Below are 303 nucleotides of genomic sequence, written 5' to 3'. Positions count from 1 at the left end.
CTTCATACAAAACCAGACAAAAATCGCAAATGAGATGGCCTGGCCTACCAGTGTTAAGTTCAGATTCACGCCATCACCCCTTGCTTTCCAGTGTTGATCTATTAAGGGTTAAAAAAACCAGCTTAAAGATTAACCAGCAAGTTGAGCTACGAACGGATTCGCAAAAGTGAAGAACAGCGCGATACCAACTCATTTAGAACCTGCTGGCATCAGCTGCAGAGCTTCAACCCAGCCTTTAATTACGCCATTTACCGGGAATTCTGCTGGCTGACCGCGTTGTACAGAGCTGTCAAATACTTCAAC

At 44.9% G+C, this 303-nt stretch carries 1 pseudogene; it reads right to left on the bottom strand.

What is annotated here, in order from left to right:
• Positions 1-192 precede the first annotated feature (192 nt).
• Positions 193-303: pseudogene (locus tag EYD46_RS17630) on the bottom strand (FKBP-type peptidyl-prolyl cis-trans isomerase); the annotation flags it as partial.

This window comes from Hyunsoonleella pacifica (assembly GCF_004310335.1).
Classification (GTDB): domain Bacteria; phylum Bacteroidota; class Bacteroidia; order Flavobacteriales; family Flavobacteriaceae; genus Jejuia; species Jejuia pacifica.
Note: the sequence above shows the minus strand (reverse complement) of the source record. Positions and strands in the feature narration are given on the sequence as shown.